The organism is Sphingobacterium anhuiense (assembly GCF_042686355.1).
Taxonomy (GTDB): Bacteria; Bacteroidota; Bacteroidia; order Sphingobacteriales; family Sphingobacteriaceae; genus Sphingobacterium; species Sphingobacterium anhuiense.
The window spans coordinates 1,231,015-1,251,157 of sequence record NZ_JBHUPE010000004.1; the positions used below are offsets into that span (position 1 = coordinate 1,231,015).

The window sequence follows — 20,143 nt, forward strand, 5'->3', positions numbered from 1 at the left end:
TTTTTTAAGGAAGGTAACAGATTTAAATAAGTGAAGTCTAACTCTATTTCTTATTTTCCAACTGCTTTAATCTTTTTTCCATTTCGTTCATCGCTTTTTCCTTCTCGATTAAGTGAAGTGTTAATTCTTCAATTTTTTTCATCATCAGCTTATTCATCTCTCCTACTGATAGTCCTTCTTCTTCAATCTGTTTAGCTGACGGGACTTCGGGTAGGTGCCCGTTCTCTTGAATAAATAATTCTGTCTGAGCAAGGCTTGGTAATCTATATTCGGGTTTGAATACATAATCGGGCCAGTTTGTAGTTTCTACTTTAATTTCTTGTGCACGAATGTTTCCTTTGACAGATAGTTTTTCAGCAGGCTTATTTGTGCCTATACCCAAATTTCCACTGGCAGTCATTATCATATAATCATTGTCATAGCTTCCCCAAGAAAATAAAGGTCTCACCAGTGCTGGCCCCGTTAATCTTCGTGACTCAAAACGCAATATCGGCTTATCTCCAACGTCTACCGTTGCATCTGTAACGGCTCCTGAAATACCTAAAGCGTAGTCATCAGACTTATTTCTTGTAGCCATTATATAAGGCAAAAAATAACCGTTATAATTTGTCCCATTTATTATCTTTAAATCCTGCCCCGGAGCATCACTCATGGAATATTGTGTTAAAACTTCTAACACATTTTGCTCCGCTGGTTTAACAATATCCAATAGTGCCTGCGGATTGTTGGTTCCTATACCTACATTTTTATTTAATGGAAATATGTTATTTATCTGTCCAGATACTTTATAGGTTGAAAACCCTAATAGGGCAAATAGAATTGTCTTTTTCATTTGTATTCGTTAATATAAATAGCTCTGTGATTCAAAAATTTATGTCGGGGTGCATTATTTGAGTTGATATTTATTTAGTATCGTTTCGATCTCTGCAATTCGTTGATTTTGCTGTTTAACCTCTTGGTCTTTTTCAATAAGATGCAGTGTTAATTCTTCAACTTTCTTTAGTAGAATCTCATTCATTTCTCCAAGTGATACGCCATTCGCTTCGGCATCTGTTGCCTTGGGCACATCGGGTAGATGCCCGTTTGCTTTAATAAACTGTTCTGTTTCGCTCAAGCTCTGTAACTGATATTCGGGTTTGAAAACGTAATCGGGCCAATTGACTGCCTGGACTTTGATTTCCTCTGCGATAATCTTTCCTTTGACAACAAGTTTTTCCTTAGGATCGACTATTCCAATACCGACATTGCCACTTTGTGCTTGCTGAGGTGAAGCCAAAATAACATCACCATTTGGTTTAAAGCTTAAAGGAGCTAAATAACCACCCCCTTTTTTTATTGCATAAAACTCCATTGACATTCCATCCTTAGCACCTGAAAAATGAGCATCTTTCCGATAACTGATTAACCATGAGATTGGTTTACCCTGCGGTATAATATCAAAATTATTCACATAAAAGCTTACATCTGAATAAGTATCGACATCACCGTCTCCTTGAATAGTAATGCCTTTCCGCTGATTCCCAGCCTGTATATTTAACAGATCAATTGGTGAAGTGGTACCTATCCCTACCCCTCCAGTTGTTGGAAAAGTATTGGACTGACTGAAGCTATTTGAATAAAATAAACATGCTCCTAAGATTAAAACTGAAGTAAAATATTTAGACATAATGAATTTAAAAATTTAGTGGTTATTTATAAATTAAATGGAAAACGAGGTTAAAAATAGAATCATTTATATGCTACTTTTCCATTCTATCTAACCGTTTAGATAACTCTAAGAAGCCAGCTTCCTGATTTATTTTTAGTTTTTCGATTTCTTTTTCCTTTTCAATCAGATGCAACGTTAATTCTTCCACTTTCTTCAATAAGGATAGATTCATCTGTGTTAAGTCAACTCCTTCTTTTTGAATCTCCGCTGCAGATGGTATTTCTGGAAGATGCCTGTGTTTTTTCACATAATCTTCAATAGCCGCCAATTTGGGGAGCTGATAACTGGGATCAAAAACATAATCCGGTACTTCGATATTTGTTTTTATTTTTATCTCCGTCGCTAGGATATTGCCATTGACAGATAATTTAGCTTTTGGGGTCGTTGTACCAATACCAACATTACCTAATGTAATTAATGTACCATCGTTTGCGATCCATAAATAATTACCTATTTTTACTCCATTGGAAAAGTCTCCTGCGTAATTAATTGTCAACACATTATTTCCTTCATGAACAAATGCACGCCCACCAGATCCATGCTGTGGATAGGAGAAAATCACATCAGCGGCCCCGTTGTATCTAAATTCTGGAGTCTGCGCATATGCGGTTATAACCGCTAGAACTAAGAATAATAAAATAATTGTTTTTTTCATTGAAATTGGTTGTTAATTTATGGACATCAAGAAAGTAATTCTTTACTTCTCCTTACTTTGTAATTCTTTAATCTGCTTCTGTTGCTGAATTAAATGTAATGTCAACTCTTCAACTTTCTTTAATAGAATCTTATTCATTTCTCCAAGTGATACGCCATTTGTTTCGACATCTGTTGCATTAGGAACATCGGGTAAATGTCCATTTGCTTTAATAAACTGTTCTGTTTCGCTCAAGCTTGGTAATTTATATTCGGGTTTGAATACATAATCGGGCCATTTGACTGCTTGAACTTTAATTTCCTCTGCGATGATCTTTCCTTTGACCACAAGTTTTTCCTGTGGTGCCATAGTTCCAATCCCCACATTTCCAGTGAAATTTACATTGGCATAATCCATTTTTTGATAACTATTGGATACATAAGGCAATATGGAACCATGAACTTCCTGATTCAATACTACACCATTCGTTACTGTGGCAATATACTTTAAGCGTTCGGATGTTGATTGCGCCCAGCCCTCAAAGAAAAATCCTGTATCATGATGCGCTACACTGTAAGGAACTTTTAGTGCTAAATATTTTTTACCCAGATACGTACATGTGATCAGCTCCCAGTCATTTCCTTGATGATAATTAACCGTTGTTATACCAGCATATGTTTCTGTATAGGCCGATTTGGAATTGATATCTACAATATTCAACCTATTGCCACTATAGGTCGTGCCACGTTTGGCCATTAGTTTTCCAATAACAAAATTTTCATTAATGTTAACGCCATTATATATTTCGTGCAATAAAATAACACCTTCTGTATAATCTGTATTACCGGGAGTGACTAAATTTAAATGGATATAAAATGAGGCAGGAGCAGATTTTTCTTGTGCATACAAAGAGAAGATGCTGAATATTAAACAGAAAATAAGGTATACTATTTTTTTCATTATCGGTTATTTATCTTTTTTAGGCTATTTTCAATTTCGGAAATACGTTGTTCCTGTTGGGTCAATTGTTTTTCCTTTTCAATTAGATGCAACGTCAATTCTTCCACTTTTTTCAATAAGGACAGATTCATCTGTGTAAGATCAACTCCTTCTTTTTGAATTTCAGCTGCTGATGGGATTTCTGGAAGATGCCTGTGTTTTTTTACATAATCTTCAATAGTGGCTAATTTAGGGAGCTGATAGCTAGGGTCAAAAACATAATCCGGTACTTCAATATTTGTTTTTATTTTTATCTCCGTCGCTAGGATATTACCATTCACCGATAGCTTTGCTAAAGGGGTAGTTGTACCAATACCAACATTGCCTGCCACAGCTAAGCCTACTCCATACGGGACATCTGAACTGGGTAAATATCCTATTGCAACTCCTCTATAAAACTCCATGACATCCATCTGAGGTTGTAAATGAAGCGTAGAGTAATGTTCTCCATATTCGGGAATACTGAGGTGTCTCGCTAAAATCCATGCTTTCCGTGTATTAATACCATTCCCCACCCCTATTTCCAGATCGTTATTATCTGCCTGAAATAGTTGCATAATATTACCGCGGCTTGTCTTTGAGGGATAAGCTGCTGTACCATTGGTACGAATATGTAATAGACTCTCCGGATTTGAAATACCTATACCTGTATTTCCGCCTGGAGGGAATACATTCTGGGCCTGAACGGTATAAAAACAAAAGGCCATGGCACAAAGTGCTAGTATTTTTTTTGGCTCCATAATTTGATTAGCTTTTATTTTTGGAAGTGGTTTATTGATCTTGGCTTTTCTCTTGTAGCAATTTCTTCAGCACTTTATTAATTTCAGTAATTTCTTTATCTTTTTCAATAAGGTGCAATGTCAGTTCTTCTACTTTCTTTAAAAGAAGAGTATTCATTTTACCTAACGGGATACCATCTGATTCTATTTCGCTAGCTTTTGGGATTTCAGGTAAATGTCCATTCTCATTTATGAACTGTTCTGTTTCACTAAGGCTGGGCAATTGATATTCGGGTTTGAATACGTAATCTGGCCAGAAATTAGTTGTTTCCACTTTTATCTCCTTACCCCGAATCAATCCGTTAACGGCGAGTTTTGCAGTCATAAGCCCAGTGGTACCAATACCAACATTACCAACTTCATTCATTAACAACTGATTGGCAATATTAAAGCGGGCATTACGGATCTCCGTGCATACTGTACCTCCGCCATTGGGCAGAATACCAGAATACGGCTTGGCCATGAAATAGGCATAATCATCGACTAGCACTGTCAGATTTTCAATGGCGGTCTTAAAATTCACTTCCAGATAAGCCTTTGTTGCATCTTCAGTAATTCGAAATGATTCCCAGTAAGAAGCGTCATCAATGAGGTTTTCAACTTTAAGATTGTATTGATTTGACCAATCTGAATACCAATAAATATCAGTATAAATAGGCCGGCTTACACCGCCCGGTGTATAGATAGTTACTTTACCAAAACCTCTCTTATTGGCAGTTTCAATGTAGGCAATTCTTCTCCAGCCTGTTCCGTTTGTATTTGCCACACTTTGGACATACTGAGAGATTGCCACTTGACTTATAAACAATAGCGATAAGAATAAAATTATTTTTTTCATACGTTATAAACTGCTCTATTTGCTTTCTAACTTGTTTTCTAATACTTTAATCTGTTTCTGCTGCTCAATTAAATGCAATGTCAGTTCTTCGATTTTTTTCATCATCAAGTTATTTATTTCCCCTAAGGAAAGTCCATTCGCTTCTACTTCTGATGCTTTTGGTATTTCGGGTAAATGACCATTTTCTTTGATAAACTTTTCTGTTTCAGTCAAGCTAGGTAATTGGTATTCGGGTTTAAATACATAATCTGGCCAGTTGGAAGTTTCTACTTTGATTTCATGGGCACGAATTTTTCCCTTAACAGATAGCTCTTCTTGTGGATTGTTTGTACCAATACCAACAAAACCATTTGAATTGTATTTAACGAATAAATTGTCATATGCCTGAGTTGCTTCAGGATGTATAAAGAAAAATTCTGATAACCCTAAAATATTCTGGTCCTGAACTGTTTCATAAACTGTAAATCTAATTTTATTCACAAACGTTCCGATAACTGGAGTAATATAATAGCTTTTATCATAATTACTTACGTCTGCAACAATTTTCCATTGATTAGACCCACTCTCAGAAATCTCTACTTTAAAACGCTTTGCTTGGAAATAGCGTGTACTCCAACCGATCCATGCACCTCGTTGCGTGTGATTACTTGGAAGATTTTCAATCAAAAGAACATAGGGATTGCTGGGATTGATACCGTTTTCCGTATAAACAGGTTCCATATTACCATCGAATAGCCTGTGAACTGGTAACTGTGCACTACCGGACTGTGTAACCGTAAATTTTCGATCTGCGTAAAACAAGAGATTCTTTTCTAGAGATGCTACTGTACCATTGGAAGGAGGAATGACTTGTTCTTGTTGAGCCATTGAACTTTGCGTTAATAGCATTCCTATTAAGATCAAAAAAGTATTTTTCATAGTATGTAGATTATTTTTTATTTAATACTATTTTCTCCAGTTGTAACACTTTATCTTCCAACTCTTTTCTTTTTTTCTCATTATCAATGGCGTGTAAAGTCAATTCTTCAACTTTCTTTAATAATGTCAGATTCATTTGAGTTAAATCAACCCCATCTTTTTGGATTTCATTTGCAGACGGTATCTCTGGAAGATGCCGATGTGTTTTCACGTACTCTTCAATAGTGGATAATTTTGGCAGCTGATAATTCGGATCAAATACATAATCTGGTACTTCTATATTCGTTTTAATTTTTATTTCGTTTGCTAAAATATTTCCATTAACTGATAACTTAGCTAATGGTGTAGTTGTACCGATACCAACAAAACCGTTTTTATCTTCGATCAATACCTTACGCCAAGAAGACCAACCACTAGATTCAAATCCTGTCCTATATAAAACGCTACCATTGGAGAAAGCTAATTCATGTGCACTTCCCCCTGAATCATCCACCCAACCTCTTAAGCCTAATACGGAGTAATAGTAATCACCATTATTAATGCCTAGAGATGGTCCTAATTTAAAGGAGCCTTTAAATGCTTGACGATAATCTGCTGGGGCTGTAGCAACATCTCGAGAATCAACCATAAATAAATTATTAGTTTGACTGCTTGCTAAAAAAGGAAAACAAAATATTATAGCTGTACCATAATATTTTAAAACCCCATTTGTAATTGTTTTTTTTATAAATGAATTCATATTGCTATTATTTTCTTTGTTTCTGTAGGTCCATTACATCACTTTTAAGATCCTTTACTTCAGAATGAAGCGCTTTAATCTCCTCGTTCTTTTCAATTAAATGCAATGTGAGTTCTTCTATTTTTTGCAATAGATCAATTTGAAACTGACCTACATTAATACCGTCCTTTTCCATTTCTTTGGCACTTTGTATACCTGGTAAATGTTTATTTTTCTTCACATAATCTTTTACTACATCTAAATTTTGTAAGTCATAGTCTGGTTCGAAAACAAAATCTGCCGTCTTTTGAGTATTGACCAAAATTTCATGTGCCCGTAATGTCCCTACGATATCTAAGCGATATTCAGGACTACTGGTACCAATACCAATTTTACTATCATTAAAGTATTTGTAGGAACGTGTAACCGAGTTTGCGACCGTAGTGGGATAATTAATACTGATCCCATTTTGAAAAGCAGTAATAGTCCCTGTATGCATTAAGTGCATCTTTATCTTAACATTTATATCATTTCCAGTTGAAACTAAATGGTAAATCGGAATCTGTGATGTAGCAGGGTTAAAATCACCAATGTGCCATTGATCCGCTAGCGGTCCTCTAGCATCTGCAATCTCAGTTTGCTGATTAAAATAGCTGTTGGCGGTTCCCACATAAACTATATCCATATTCTTAGTCAATACACCACGAGTGAGCTGACTATTGAAACCTCCTGTTATTTGAACCTCGATTGTTCCAAAAATAGGGAGATCTTTAGGTAGGCTTATATAAGCAACTTGGTTGCTAGCATTAACCGGATAGCCAATTACAAAAGATTTTTCTAATAAATATTGTGCTTCTACTTTTCGAATGAAACAAAAAAAAGTAAGTACTGTTAAAAAAATAGCAAGATTCCTTTTCATAACATCTGTCTTCTTAAAATTATGGTTAAAAATAAACGGTAATACGTAATAAATTAATAGCTTACTGCAAATATATGTATTTATAAGAAGTGTTCAGCCTGTGGATCATATTTAATTTCCTGAGAAGCACATCGGTATTTATAATCTACCCAATCTTTCCTATAGAGAAAGATATAACAGTCTGACTACATTTGCCCTATCGATTGGAAATATTAAGACGATGATCTTTACAAGATCATCGTTGGTACACCGCTAAAGTTTATTTGGAACAAGAAAAACATGATCGTTGATCGCATTAATTTTAATAATGCGGCATCGTTAAACATGATGCTATAGATGAAATCCTTGAGATAGCAAGCGTGCATCTTTTGAGCTTCCCATGTGAAAAATGTATCTACCAACTCCTATTTGTACAATATATAAAGATGTTGACCATATTTGTCTAATCTTAACCGATGTGTTAATTTTGTTCCTAAGATTATGTAACTTTAGTACCTGTAAGATAAAATGACTTATGCGATCTTTTTTATTCATTAATGGCGTTCTATTTGTATGTCTTATTTCGATGATTTCTTGTCATTCTGCTAATAATCAAAACATTCCCATGCACGAAACAAATCCGGTTATCTACTTTGAAATTCCTGTTCACGATCTAAGTCGTGCGGAGAAATTTTACACTGCAGTTTTCAATTTTAAATTTGAAAAAGAAATCATAGATGGGTATGAAATGTCTCTGTTTCCTTTTAAGGAATCCAGTCGTGGTATTTCTGGTGCTCTAGCCAAAGGCGATGCTTATGTACCAACTAAAAAAGGTATCATTATTTATTTTAAAACAGAGAACATGGATGCAACACTTGAAAAAGTGATTTCGGAGGGCGGAAAAATATTATATCCAAAAACTGTCAACGACAAACTAGGTTTTGTAGTTGCCGAATTTGAAGATAGCGAAGGGAATAGAATTGCTTTACACCAAACAATCAGCTAAAGAAAGAGCTGTATTGCAGTTTTAATTGCAATACATTTTTTGTTGCAAGGCCTATATATCAATCAACTGCAAATCTATTGGATTTTGAGGTAATTGCCTTTTTCATCAATATATTTCCAGACTCCGTCCCGATAAACCAATAGAGGGAACACTTCTTGTTTCGTATCTGAAGATGAGTCGAAAAAGGTAGGTGCATCAAATAAGATTTCTTCGAATTCAATTGGTACTATGATGTTTCCTTTCGAATCCGATATGCCAAATTTGTTATTTTTTTGAAGCAGGAAATAAGTTCCATTCTGAAGGGCCCGAATCTGGGTGTATTCAACTGACAGCACCTCTTTTCCGCTGTTAAGATCTCCCAGTCCATACAGATATTCATAACCGTTTACTTTTGGTAAAAAGACTGAATTATTAATAAAAACAGATTCTTCGTGGTTTAGCCTTGAATTTGTGAGATCATATATTAACGGAAAGATCAGCGCTCCTTTTTTATCGATAAAACCCATTTTAAACACCGATGCACGGCTGTCTGAGTTTTCTGATTGACAGACCATGGCTGCATCACCTCTGAAATCAAATGCCCAGACATATTTCGGTGAAACGATCACCTTTCCCATATTATTGATATAACCATATCCTTTTTCATTGTACAGCAAAGCCATGTCACCTTTATAGGGCAAGATCACCGTTTCCTTACCTGGATCCTGAGGTAGATAACCTTCTTTTACATAGGTTAAACTATATGCTCCTTTGAATTCTTTTTTTGTCTTAATATCATATAGGACCCCGGTTTTGTCATCTTTCGACACCAATAGAAGATTAGGATTATTAATCGGATAAACAGATTGATAATCAAACTCCTGCAGCTCCATGTTATCCATATTGATTAAAAGGTATTTTCCTTTTATATCTTTTATTAAACAGTATTTAACTCCTATGGTGTCTATTCGTTGAATAGCTATCTGTAATATCTTTTTTCCTTCAAGATCATACAGATCACTACTCTGATTATCCATATCATCTGCCTCTTTTTTCCGGACATTGTTTGCTTTTATAAGGTTTCTATTCCCAAATTTCCCCATAATAAAGCTATCGTAAACGGGTGGAATGATTTCCTTTCTTGTATCTAAATCGTAAATGCCCATTTGTCCATTTTTGATGAATGTCATCAGATTTTCCGGCGCATCATAAAGTTCGGAAATCCCTTCAAAGTCGCTTAACAATAAGTGTCCATCTTGATCAAATAGGCTAGAGATTTTATTTTTCTCCGTAATGATATATTGCTTTTTTGGTTCGTTGTTCTTAAACTTAAAAAGATCAATCTTATAATATTGTGGCTCAAGATAGGTGTTTGTGCTGGCAAAATACAAACCATAATATGCCCCTTTTTTAATCTTAAAAGTGGCTAAGTTATTACTGCCGGATGAGTAAAAGTAATCATTGACATGTGTTATTTCTCCATTCTCAACTTCGAAAAGCACCTTCCGCGTCTTATCCATCAGATAAGACTTCTGCTCTTTTTTAACAACAAAATAATCGTCGTATACTTTTATTTCATCATATTCATTTGGTATAATAACTGCCCCTGATAAGTCTGAAATTCCTTTTTTATGTTGTTTTGTGGTCAACAGATAGTCTCCATAATAGCCTAAATATGAATTATCGTTAGGCAGTTCGATATTGTCGAAATCAAATGGTATTTTCAGATCACCGTCCTGCCCGTATACACCATACTTGTTATTTTCTTTTACAAGCAAAACCCCCGTTACTATTTTGGCATCAATAAACTCTCTTTTTGATGGTATATGTATGATAAGCGGTTGTCCATTTTTTGAAAAGGAAGCCACCCACTTATCACTCCTCATATTCCAATGTGCATGCTCGTATTTAAATGGAACGAGCACTTTTTCATTCCAATCCATTACTCCCCACTTACCATTTTGCTGTGCATATACATAGGTTGAACCATTGCCACATCCCCCACAATAATCAAATGCATCATAGCCCTGACTGGTCGTTACTTTATTTTGCGATTTACTGTATAAATACCATTTCCCATTTTGTTTAACATCAAAATATTCACCATCTAGATATCCGATATCCTCGAAATAAGGTAAGAAAGTTTTATCTGCTAAAAATAAGCTTACCTTTCCATTGCGCTTTACTTTCCAGAACTGCCGATATTCGATGTCAATATCATCATAGTCTGCTGCTAACAAAATATCTCCTTTTGGCGATATAATTCCGATTTTTCCATTTTTCAGAGACTTCAATACAGTTTTTGGAAGAAAATCTGCTTCATCATTAATTTCACGTTGATAATCCTGTACTGAATACGCATCGTTAAAACCTACAGGTGTAGTTTCTGCAAGTTCGATTTTCTCCCCCTGCACATTAATATAATAAACCTGACCTTTATCTATTATTTTCGCAAAGCCATTTCTAAAAGGTGCCATACGATCAGCTTCAACATAAGAACTGCTTATTTGTGCTGCTGCAGGATGTGAAAAATAAAGTGTTGCGGCAAAACAGCATGCAGTAAGTACAAAATTCAAATTCTTGTATTTTAAATATGATGAAAATGATGTCATAAGCGATTATATTTAGATTAAAAAGAGCGTTTTTTTGCTTTTATGGCATACTTTTGACCATTTTTCCCCACGAAGTAATACCAGTCTCCTTCTTTTACCAGTAAGGGCCAGGTTTTTTGATCTCCTTCATAATTCCTACGAATATCGTCATATAGAGGTGCTACAAGGATATTACCAGACCAATCTGCCAATCCATACTTGCCCCCTTTCGCAAAGGTAAAATTTGGATATGCACTACTTGTCTCTATATCATGGTATTCTGCTCCTAAAATAACCGTACCGTTTCGTCGTACTAGCATTTGGTTATCTTTTCTAGCAAAAACTAACATTTCAGCATCTGTGCCAACGGCATACACCTCATCATACTCAAATGGAACGACTGTTTTACCTTTCAAATCAATCATTCCTTTCAGGTATTTGAATCCACTTGGAGCTTCTTTATTTGTGACCTTCTTTGCTGCAACAGCATATCCATCGTAAAAACAATCAACTTGATCAATGTCTGTAAATCTTTTCTCCTGGCCTAAGGTATCAATAAAAAGATTTCCTTCTCCTGCATATATTTTTTTCAGTCCAAAATAAAACCCACTCAAAGCATGCTTATTATAGTTGGGGAAACGAATGAGATGATAATTACCCTCTACCTTCCACGATGGATTAGCATAGATCTTGGCACCATCAAAAGTGGTCAGTTGATAAACACCTTCTTTCGTTTCGATCTGCAGAAAACTGTCATTCACCACATGTACGTCGGTAATATCAGCGCCTAATTTACGAAGCTTACGTTGTTTGATATCATAGAGTAAAAACTCGTAATCATAATCGGCAATCAGTTTCCGCAGTAGAAAGAATCGATGATTCAGTAATGTAATATACTGTTCATGCGCTGCAAAAATAATCTTGTTTTGATCCAGATCAAACAATCCAATTTTTAATGCAATACTTCCTTCTTCTTTTCCTTCTGAGAATACAATAAAACGATTAGCGAGATCGAATTCGTTTTGTACTGCTGCTTTGGAATATTGATAAGAATCATTAAATCTGTATTGTACTGGCAATATTTCGGTTCCAGTTTCATCCACAATTCCAGATTTTTGTTCGGAGTCTACAAGAAAGAATGACTTACCATTGTAATAGTGAAATTGTATATTCTTGTATTTACCACAGGGGATAATTGTTTTTCCGTTCCAAGTGTACAGTCCTTTTTTTCCAGCCTTCGTGACTTCTATAAAATAGGGTGCCTGGTTTATCTGCTGCTCATGAATTAACCTCAACCTCACATCTTCTGGAGGTTTTCTGGCCAACATTTTCTGGGTTAATGCATCGGAGCCAGTGTCATATTTATGATGGCCATTTGCCGCCAAAAATCTAATTTCCTCAAATTGAAAATCCAAAAGTGTTTTTCCCTGCATATCAACCACTCCGTATTTACCGGATTTTTTGGCTATTCCCAGATTTCTAATAAAAGGATCCAATGATTCAAATACAGGCGATATAATAACTTTTTGGGTATTTGGATCAATAACTCCAAACAAGTCTTTTTGCTTAAAAATCAAGAGCTTTGATCCTTCAATTACTTTATAGGCCGTATTTCCTGAAAGTAATATCGTACCTGTAGTATCCATTAGATACAGCTCTTTATTTTTGGTCCCTTCAATATAGGTCTGCTGCCCCCCTACGATATACCTTAAATAGTCATCATACTCGACCGGGATGATGACTTGCCCGCTAGCTTTGGCGAGTCCACTTTTATCCGCCGTGCGAACCTCCACATACTCGTCAGAAAAAAATTTTGTGGTATATTCATATTCAGGCTCATGTACTAATTTACCATCAGAGGCTGAAGCCCAGCCCCAAAGATTATTTTTGGCAATTCCAATACTATTTTTATTAATAACTGTGGCATTCTGAAATTTCAAGGGAATAATGATGTTGCCCTTATCATCAGCGACTCCGGTTTTACCATCTTTTTTTAAAATGATGTATTTATAATCGTATGGTATCCCTGCATACCACTGTCCTTCATATTCCGTCGCGAGCTCAATTTCATCATAATCAATAGGAATGACCATGTCACCCTTATCGTTCAAGACACCATAATGTCCATTCTTGACTACAACAAATAGATCTGCATCATGTTCTTCCACATCATCTATGAAATGATTGCCATCCAGATGATAAAAATATTCTTTTCTATCTTTTTTGACTTTTACTAATGGAGACATGGACCCTCCGAAGCCTATCGCATCTACAGTCTGAACGGTTTGCGAAAAACCGAAAACAGTTGATAATAAGAGTGAAAAAATAAGAATATGCTTCATTTATAACCCGTTTCTCCAAATATCTAGATTTTAAACCGAAAAATACACCCCTGAAATCCGCTAATTTTATTCTTTTAACATCCTCATTATTAATGGCTGTATATCATTGTTCGAAAATAAATCGTTAATTTTATACATACATTATATATGATGGTTAAGTTTTTTAGTCATACCTACAGGTTTAACATCGCTAAATAAAGATCTAATTTATGCTAACAGCAATACACCCGAAATTACCTATGCGCGATAAATCGCTAACAAAAGACTATTATGTCAACCAATTAGGTTTTGAAACTTTTGGCGACCACGACTATGAAGGTTATTTAATGCTTTTCAAAGAAGGTATTGAAATTCACTTTTTTGAATTTAAAGAACTTGATCCGAAAGAAAATTATGGCCAGGTTTACATTAGAACGGACAATATTGAGGCCGTTTATCAGCAATTTTTGGACAATAATGTCGCTATTCATCCAAATGCTCCTCTGGAAATTAAATCTTGGGGACAAAAAGAATTTTCACTGCTCGACCCTGACAACAATCTACTAACTTTTGGACAAGGTGTCGATTGAATTCACATTGAAAAATTCTAAAAAATAGAACTCATCTCTATCATAATTTAGTGAACGGATAATAGCCGCTACTTATCCATCTGGTTCCTTGTTATAGCACCGAATTTCAACTGAATCAACATGCCATCAGGTAAAGTCTTCCGCATAAATCTCTTTCATTACAACAGTTACTAACAAAAAATTGACTTAATAAACATTTTTTAACAATATTTTATTATTTTAGTAAATATATTATAAAACACAACCACACAAAGAAATAATAACAATTCTAAATATTACAATCAATTTTTATGTAATTTGTTTAATAAATAAAAAACAATTTTATAAATAATATGTTTAAAACTCAACTTGCTGTAAACCAATAGACATAATTATTAAATTCAAAACCTAAAAAAGCATTTCATATTCATATTGGAAAATTTACATCAATTAATTGCACCTGTTTAGTCATTGTGTATTTAAATGCATTTTAATGCATAAAATTGATAAAAAATATATTCATAAATTAAAAAAACGGGTGTAATAATGTTTTAATCAACGTAATGACATTTAAATTACCTTGTAATTTAAAATAATTAACATATGAATGCACAAACCGAGCTTTATACCATATGTATGTTGAAGTTAATTTTGAACACATCATAGTAAGTGAAAATTTATTTAATACTGAAGTAAACCATTTATCAATAACCAATAAAGCATGAATAACCTAAAAGATCTATTTCGCAAAACGGCAGGTTTGAAAGGAACAGCCTCCTTTGCTGATGCTCAAAAAGACCCAAGTACGAATTTTCTTAATGATGCTGATCCCGTTACAGAAGAAAAAACGGGACAACTGCTGGGCCTCTTTAATGTTCTGAGAACCTTAACAGACGAAACGACCACTGCTCCACCAGAGGTAAACGAAAGTGAAAGTACATTGACGTCTATCCAGACCGAATTTGTGGCTAAGGACGATAACCCATTAATTTTACTGCATTTTATTCTGCAACAAGCTGATTCTACCGAGCATGCAATTATTGCTGTAAAACAATTTCTGGAAAAGTCTGTCACCGGTAAAAAAATGGTGCTGGAATTATTGGATCTGCTCCTCTTAATAGACGCTGAGCTCGAACATCGTCTTATGATTGAATATCTATACGCTGCATATAGTATAGATGTCGAAACCCAAAACACAACATTGAAACCGCTACTAATCGAGTGGCAACAAATGTTAACAAGTATAGCCAGGGAAGAAATGGGACATCTGATTAGTGTACAAAATGTACGTAAAAGCCTCGGCCTTAACATTTATTTCAATGTGAAATATCTTTCAGAACTGACGCGTATCTTTCCGTATATTTCTCAATTGGAGCCCTTTTCTAAAACATCGCTTGCTAAATACATCTTTGCTGAATCGCCGCCTAAATGGATCGAAAGTGATGATCCGAATGCCATCAGGGTAAGGCAATTACTTGATGCTGAAATTGGCAGTGAGGATAATAAGCTTACAAATGATGTCGACAGTTTAAGAGAATATGTCACCCAATATGGTTATCCGATCAGTGCTTTATTCAAGGTTATGCTCTTTATATTGGAACATCTAACCACTGAAGATGATTTTAAAATTGCATCGGTAACGCAACAAGCTAAACCTGAGCAGTGGAATCGTGGCTATACCAGTGACGAAAGATCAGTCAATATAAACGGTACAGTACATAAAATGACGGCATCAAATGTATTAGTGGAAACAGCCATGACGCGCTGGGAATGTGTGCAAGCTATTCAGGCTGTAGCTGAACAGGGGGAAAATGCCAATGAGGATACGGTATATACGGACGAGACTACCCATTTCAACCGTTTTTTAAAAATTTTCAAATACTGGGACAGTCACGAAGGATCGGATTTTAATCCATCAAAAAATATGGCGACTAATCCATATGTGGGTGAAGATACAGACCTGACAAAGGGTACGGAACATACTAAAATAGAGGATCCGTTAACACAAAAATGGGCCCGTTTATTTAATCTGCGTTACAACCTTTTACTTACTTTTATCGAGCATTCCTTCCATATTGAGACCAATTGCCCCAATCCATCCTCTTCATTTAAAGGGCTTGTGATCAATAATAGTTTTGGTGAGATGTACAATCTAAAAGCCCTCTCCCATGTTATAAGTGGTTTAAAAATGAGTACAACACATGATTTATTGGCAGGTCCCCCTTTCCAAATACATCCAATACAGGAGAAGAGGTATCTGAATGTCGTAAAAGAAAAAGCCACATACACCGACTATCCTGCTCTTTACAGAACGTTTATCGAAGATAGCAAAGACCTCATACAAACCATACCTGATCATGAAACCATCGCATTTCTCAATACGATGCAAAATGCCGACCAAGAGTTATTAGCCTTATTACCAAACCAACAATCAACAGCTGTATTATGATATCAACACCTAAAATATTAGATATTCGCATTTTCCCTCCAATTGCGATAGCTCGTTTTGGTTCTTCTGAAACGCCACTTGAAGCTTATCGTGTTGAAATTAACACGGAAAACCCGCTTGATTTCAGAACTATTGTCCCAGAGGCTAACTATGTCATCGATGCGCAAGGAAATATATCAATTGCTCCAGCTACTGAGGCAATCCAATTTAAAACATCGAAAGCAGATAAAAGAGCAATTAAACCGGTATCTCCTTTTCTCGAGCTATTTGTAAGAACAACTGCAGATGAAAACAATTTTGTTCCACTGACAACTGATCTATTACAGGAATTGGGTTTGAGTACGGATGATCTGGAGTTTAAACTTGAAATGGGGAATCATAAAATATACCGACGTACAAACGATGTCAATGATAAGATTGTACTTGAGCTGAACTCCAACAATCTCCATGAAAAACACCTTAAATATGCGCTTGACGGTCATTGCAATAATTTTAAAACAGGAGCCACTATACCGCTTGGTTATTTCCAGTTTATACAACCACAAACGCAAGGCAATGCAAAAGAGTATGGATTAAATCAAATTCGCTTCCGCTTTACGCCTCCTGCAGGCAAGGTGTATGGACCTGATATTCCTTACATTGAAAATCTACTAAAGAAAGATGTGCTATCTGCTGATTATAAAAGCTATTTATCGGACCTGGTAAAAAATGATCCCGATGTATTGCTATATGATAGCAATAAAGGAACCTGGACAAGCTATAAAGAAAATGAAGGACCTACTAAAACTAATCCGGCGCAAATTTTTGCAGGTTACGATGAGGGCATATGGCAATATAGTATTGGTTTATTTGATGATGCTAGTGACGGATGGCTGGAAGTAACTTTACATACTTCGGATCAAGATTTTAAAGCACGGGCATCACTCGCCACTGCTCCGCCTGCTTTTGCCCCCGATATATTACCAATACGTGTGGTAACTGATGAACTTGAACAGATTTTATACGGGCCGGAATTTGATGAGAATGAACTCGTTCATATCGATGATATCCAAGAAATCATACGCAGGGCTTTTGAAACTATTCGATTGATGAATACTGCAATCATGAACGGTAATCCTTATTATGGTATAAGTGGTACTGCCAGTACAATGCCGCGTCAAGACACAAATGATACCCATAGAGCTTTCGAACCTGTAATGTCTCCGGATATTGTTGATAATTTCGCTGTCAGACAATTGCATGAACGCATTTACAACAGTTTAGACACGGGTATTGCGCCCTGGTTCATCAACTCAATCCGCATGCCTTACGAAATTGGTAAGCTTGATAATGAAACCAGAAGAAAAATGCCGGCCATGATGCGGGGTGCTGATGCCAGGGCATTGACACTAACATATAGACAGATCAATACGATTATCAAAGCGATTACACAGGGATCTCTTAAAAAACTGATTTCGGAAGCAAATTCACCCGGAAATACAATCGCCTACAAGGATTATAAAGCGCAGCTCCATTATAAAGGTAAGGGGAATCCTTTTTGTATTTTACCTTCAGCAGCGATATCCAATTGTTTTCCAGGACTAGAATTTGACTTTAAAAACTTATGGATTCGGACGTTTGAGGGTATTGAGTTATCTGAAAACAACAATTATGTCATGAACACTGAAAAAGATTTTAATCAGCTCATGCACAGACGTCTGGTAGGAATTATGGAGAAACCTACTATGGTAGAAACTGTAGGTCCGATATTACCGAATGGAACTCCAGATAACAATACCTCACTTGCGACGGCTAGCAATCCGGATTCGGCGGTATTCATGGAATGGTCCAACAACTTGATATATACATTACAAAGACAGGGTCAAGAAGTATACTGCTACTTTACTGCAGATGCAATCGAAAAAGAAGTACTAATTACAGCGGATGACTTGAAGGCCTTTAAAAAAGCAATTGACAATGATGGAGCTATGTACTATACTACCGATTCGGGTGTAAAGCTACAATGGGTAGCATTAAAAGTACGATCCTTCTTTCAAGAAGATTCGGTAGAATTTAGTACAGGATTAGTACAACCCGGTGAATTTACAAGGGGCTTGTGCTCACCTTGGCAGAATGATTTCAGAGAATGCGCTTGTTATTATTGGGCAGCCAGCCGTCCCGATTATGTCAATATTGAAAATAATAAAACCGGATTTACGACAGGAGATAACTGGATGGCTAAGGAAAGAACCGGGACTTATATCCCCGATAATAGAACCGATACGCATTTATTATCTTATACCGATTTGTTTAGAGATTGGGAACACGATCTGCATTTCATCATCAAAGGCAATGACGAAACTTTTTCGGACTAATGTTACTTAAACAGAAACTTTATGAGAACTGATATCGACCAACAAAGTTATGCCGAGCGACTAGCCCGGCAGGTTTTGCTTGATTCGCAACCGCAACATACGGACTACAACCTAATAACGAGTGGTCGTATACCGCTGTTATTCGAAACAAATGGTAGCCGGCTACTCCGTTTGCATCCTAATATGCGATTGTCACTGTTGCAACTTCAACAGTTGGGGGATCAATCGTTAATAGATGCTGTTCTGTTGCCTTACCGAGAGCAGGCACCATCTTATATTGATGACGCTCCTGTTCAAGATCCCCGAACCTTCGCACTTTCGCTAGCTATTGCGCAAAAATGTAATCTTGGCTGTAGTTACTGCTACGCTTCGCAAGGTGAATTTGGCGAGGCTGCCAAATCGATGGATATCTTAACGGCCATGAAAGCTATCGATTTCCTATTGGAAGATAAACAGCCTGGAGAACCAATTCAGATCAGCTTCATGGGGGGTGAACCTTTAATGAACCGCGCTGGTATACGGACAACCACAGCCTATGCTTCCGAAATGGCATTGGCCAAAAACGTACAGGTTAATTTTTCCATCACAACAAATGGGACTTTGATCCGCCCTGAAGACATTGCTTTCTTCGAAAATTATCGATTTGCTGTCACCATCAGTCTGGATGGTTCTAAAGAAGAACATGATCTACTCAGACCTTTAAAAAACGGTAAAGGATCTTTCGACATGATTTTAAAAAACATCATGCCTTTGCTCCGAAGTCAAATGCAGATGCAGGTCTCGGCCCGTATAACCGTTACTCCGCAAAATATGCATATCTCAGATACACTACAAAAATTTATCGATATGGGATTTCATAGCGTCGGTCTGTCGCCACTACTCCATGCAAACGACCAGCACAATGAGCTTAATGATCATGGACTAAAAGACCTGCTTTCTGAAATGATAGCTTGTGGACTAGCTTTTGAAAAAGCAATATTAGCAGGCAAGCCATATCCTTTCTTAAATATGATGAATGCTTATAAAGAAATAGAGAAGAATACGCATAAGCCATATCCATGTGGTGCTGGCGCAGGATATCTGGGGGTTTCGGCTACGGGTGATCTAGCGGCTTGTCATCGTTTCGTGAACGATGATAAGGGAGCAATGGGTACGCTGGAAAAGGGTATCGATACCGTTGCACAGAATAATTGGTTACAAGAACGTCATGTACATCAGCAAGAACCTTGCAAGAGCTGCTGGGCCAGGTATTTATGTGGTGGTGGATGTCATCACGAAATATTAGGAAATGGACGGAAAGCCTGTGACTTTATCAGAGGATGGCTTACTTTCTGCCTGCAATCTTATGACCGCATTCGCCATCTATTGCCAACTAATTAAAG

At 36.3% G+C, this 20,143-nt stretch carries 16 protein-coding genes; 5 read left to right on the forward strand and 11 right to left on the reverse strand.

The features are described 5' to 3' along the window. Positions 1-43 precede the first annotated feature (43 nt). The 9 genes from ACFS6I_RS10985 to ACFS6I_RS11025 all read right to left on the reverse strand — a co-directional run bounded on the left by ACFS6I_RS10985 (position 44) and on the right by ACFS6I_RS11025 (position 7,513). On the reverse strand, positions 44-832 hold the full coding sequence (locus ACFS6I_RS10985; RefSeq protein WP_380920449.1) for a hypothetical protein: 789 nt from the start codon (positions 830-832) through the stop codon (positions 44-46). Positions 833-886: 54 nt separating this feature from the next. Next, positions 887-1,666, reverse strand: coding sequence for a hypothetical protein (locus ACFS6I_RS10990; RefSeq protein ID WP_380920451.1), 780 nt, complete (start codon positions 1,664-1,666; stop codon positions 887-889). A gap of 73 nt (positions 1,667-1,739) precedes the next feature. Continuing rightward, positions 1,740-2,363, reverse strand: coding sequence for a hypothetical protein (locus tag ACFS6I_RS10995; protein ID WP_380920453.1), 624 nt, complete (start codon positions 2,361-2,363; stop codon positions 1,740-1,742). A gap of 42 nt (positions 2,364-2,405) precedes the next feature. After that, a complete protein-coding gene (locus tag ACFS6I_RS11000; protein ID WP_380920455.1) occupies positions 2,406-3,302 on the reverse strand; it encodes a hypothetical protein in 897 nt (298 codons plus the stop codon). Then, positions 3,302-4,081 carry a hypothetical protein gene (locus ACFS6I_RS11005; RefSeq protein ID WP_380920457.1) on the reverse strand — a complete coding sequence of 260 codons (780 nt, stop codon included), beginning with the start codon at positions 4,079-4,081 and terminating at the stop codon, positions 3,302-3,304. The genes ACFS6I_RS11000 and ACFS6I_RS11005 overlap by 1 nt, the downstream gene beginning before the upstream one ends. A 31-nt stretch (positions 4,082-4,112) precedes the next feature. After that, the gene (locus ACFS6I_RS11010) at positions 4,113-4,958 is read right to left on the reverse strand and encodes a hypothetical protein (protein ID WP_380920459.1); all 846 of its coding nucleotides are present in this window, start codon (positions 4,956-4,958) and stop codon (positions 4,113-4,115) included. 15 nt (positions 4,959-4,973) lie between these two features. Next, entirely contained in the window at positions 4,974-5,876 is a 903-nt protein-coding gene (locus ACFS6I_RS11015) for a hypothetical protein (protein ID WP_380920461.1), read from the reverse strand. 10 nt (positions 5,877-5,886) lie between these two features. Beyond that, on the reverse strand, positions 5,887-6,615 hold the full coding sequence (locus ACFS6I_RS11020) for a hypothetical protein (protein WP_380920463.1): 729 nt from the start codon (positions 6,613-6,615) through the stop codon (positions 5,887-5,889). Between the two features lie 7 nt (positions 6,616-6,622). Then, positions 6,623-7,513, reverse strand: a complete 891-nt coding sequence (locus ACFS6I_RS11025; RefSeq protein WP_380920465.1) for a hypothetical protein — start codon at positions 7,511-7,513, stop codon at positions 6,623-6,625. A gap of 604 nt (positions 7,514-8,117) precedes the next feature. Here ACFS6I_RS11025 and ACFS6I_RS11030 point away from each other — a divergent pair. Continuing rightward, the gene (locus tag ACFS6I_RS11030; protein WP_380920467.1) at positions 8,118-8,498 is read left to right on the forward strand and encodes a VOC family protein; all 381 of its coding nucleotides are present in this window, start codon (positions 8,118-8,120) and stop codon (positions 8,496-8,498) included. A 74-nt stretch (positions 8,499-8,572) separates the two neighbouring features. Here the strand turns inward: ACFS6I_RS11030 and ACFS6I_RS11035 are convergent, their stop codons facing one another. Beyond that, the gene (locus ACFS6I_RS11035) at positions 8,573-11,053 is read right to left on the reverse strand and encodes a WG repeat-containing protein (RefSeq protein ID WP_380920469.1); all 2,481 of its coding nucleotides are present in this window, start codon (positions 11,051-11,053) and stop codon (positions 8,573-8,575) included. Between the two features lie 53 nt (positions 11,054-11,106). After that, positions 11,107-13,410, reverse strand: a complete 2,304-nt coding sequence (locus tag ACFS6I_RS11040) for a WG repeat-containing protein (protein ID WP_380920471.1) — start codon at positions 13,408-13,410, stop codon at positions 11,107-11,109. Between the two features lie 209 nt (positions 13,411-13,619). Between ACFS6I_RS11040 and ACFS6I_RS11045 the strand changes: the two genes are divergently transcribed. The 4 genes from ACFS6I_RS11045 to ACFS6I_RS11060 all read left to right on the forward strand — a co-directional run bounded on the left by ACFS6I_RS11045 (position 13,620) and on the right by ACFS6I_RS11060 (position 20,141). Continuing rightward, entirely contained in the window at positions 13,620-13,979 is a 360-nt protein-coding gene (locus tag ACFS6I_RS11045) for a bleomycin resistance protein (RefSeq protein ID WP_315396341.1), read from the forward strand. Between the two features lie 700 nt (positions 13,980-14,679). After that, positions 14,680-16,407, forward strand: a complete 1,728-nt coding sequence (locus ACFS6I_RS11050) for a ferritin-like domain-containing protein (RefSeq protein ID WP_380920473.1) — start codon at positions 14,680-14,682, stop codon at positions 16,405-16,407. Then, positions 16,404-18,761: a hypothetical protein gene (locus tag ACFS6I_RS11055; protein ID WP_380920475.1), complete on the forward strand. Its 2,358-nt coding sequence runs from the start codon at positions 16,404-16,406 to the stop codon at positions 18,759-18,761. Before ACFS6I_RS11050 ends, ACFS6I_RS11055 begins: the two co-directional genes overlap by 4 nt. A 21-nt stretch (positions 18,762-18,782) precedes the next feature. Beyond that, positions 18,783-20,141 (forward strand): radical SAM protein, encoded by a 1,359-nt coding sequence (locus ACFS6I_RS11060; RefSeq protein ID WP_380920477.1) that lies wholly within the window; start codon positions 18,783-18,785, stop codon positions 20,139-20,141. Positions 20,142-20,143: the final 2 nt, after the last annotated feature.

What these genes read in the sequence shown, in the direction of transcription:
- ACFS6I_RS10985 (WP_380920449.1), bottom strand. Translation starts at nt 832, where the DNA reads ATGAAAAAGACAATTCTATTTGCCCTATTAGGGTTTTCAACCTATAAA.
- ACFS6I_RS10990 (WP_380920451.1), bottom strand. Translation starts at nt 1,666, where the DNA reads ATGTCTAAATATTTTACTTCAGTTTTAATCTTAGGAGCATGTTTATTT.
- ACFS6I_RS10995 (WP_380920453.1), bottom strand. Translation starts at nt 2,363, where the DNA reads ATGAAAAAAACAATTATTTTATTATTCTTAGTTCTAGCGGTTATAACC.
- ACFS6I_RS11000 (WP_380920455.1), bottom strand. Translation starts at nt 3,302, where the DNA reads ATGAAAAAAATAGTATACCTTATTTTCTGTTTAATATTCAGCATCTTC.
- ACFS6I_RS11005 (WP_380920457.1), bottom strand. Translation starts at nt 4,081, where the DNA reads ATGGAGCCAAAAAAAATACTAGCACTTTGTGCCATGGCCTTTTGTTTT.
- ACFS6I_RS11010 (WP_380920459.1), bottom strand. Translation starts at nt 4,958, where the DNA reads ATGAAAAAAATAATTTTATTCTTATCGCTATTGTTTATAAGTCAAGTG.
- ACFS6I_RS11015 (WP_380920461.1), bottom strand. Translation starts at nt 5,876, where the DNA reads ATGAAAAATACTTTTTTGATCTTAATAGGAATGCTATTAACGCAAAGT.
- ACFS6I_RS11020 (WP_380920463.1), bottom strand. Translation starts at nt 6,615, where the DNA reads ATGAATTCATTTATAAAAAAAACAATTACAAATGGGGTTTTAAAATAT.
- ACFS6I_RS11025 (WP_380920465.1), bottom strand. Translation starts at nt 7,513, where the DNA reads ATGAAAAGGAATCTTGCTATTTTTTTAACAGTACTTACTTTTTTTTGT.
- ACFS6I_RS11030 (WP_380920467.1), top strand. Translation starts at nt 8,118, where the DNA reads ATGCACGAAACAAATCCGGTTATCTACTTTGAAATTCCTGTTCACGAT.
- ACFS6I_RS11040 (WP_380920471.1), bottom strand. Translation starts at nt 13,410, where the DNA reads ATGAAGCATATTCTTATTTTTTCACTCTTATTATCAACTGTTTTCGGT.
- ACFS6I_RS11045 (WP_315396341.1), top strand. Translation starts at nt 13,620, where the DNA reads ATGCTAACAGCAATACACCCGAAATTACCTATGCGCGATAAATCGCTA.
- ACFS6I_RS11050 (WP_380920473.1), top strand. Translation starts at nt 14,680, where the DNA reads ATGAATAACCTAAAAGATCTATTTCGCAAAACGGCAGGTTTGAAAGGA.
- ACFS6I_RS11055 (WP_380920475.1), top strand. Translation starts at nt 16,404, where the DNA reads ATGATATCAACACCTAAAATATTAGATATTCGCATTTTCCCTCCAATT.
- ACFS6I_RS11060 (WP_380920477.1), top strand. Translation starts at nt 18,783, where the DNA reads ATGAGAACTGATATCGACCAACAAAGTTATGCCGAGCGACTAGCCCGG.